This is a genomic window from Hydrogenobaculum acidophilum (assembly GCF_054656715.1).
The window spans coordinates 1-241 of record NZ_BAAHXP010000077.1; the positions used below are offsets into that span (position 1 = coordinate 1).

Consider the following 241-nt stretch of genomic DNA (forward strand, 5'->3'; position numbering starts at 1 on the left):
TATAAGCTACTTCTCTAGGAGTTCTGTATCCTAGAGCACAGTGAGGTCTTACAAAGTTATATTTGTCTAGGTATTTCTTTAATAGAGTATTAAGGTAATCAATAGGATAATCTGTTCCTTCTATAAACCATAACTCTTCTTCTATAGTCCTTATAACTCTTTCCACATTAGCATTTGTTTTAGGTGTTCTTGGGTAGCTATAATAGTGTTCTATACCCAACTCATTTAAATACTTATCAAA

1 protein-coding gene is annotated in these 241 nt (G+C 31.5%); it reads right to left on the reverse strand.

What is annotated here, in order from left to right; all coding sequences use genetic code 11:
- Positions 1–220: integrase core domain-containing protein (locus tag ACYQZV_RS09195; RefSeq protein WP_459895360.1), on the reverse strand; the 220-nt coding region annotated here is incomplete at its 3' end.
- Between the last annotated feature and the right edge of the window lie 21 nt (positions 221–241).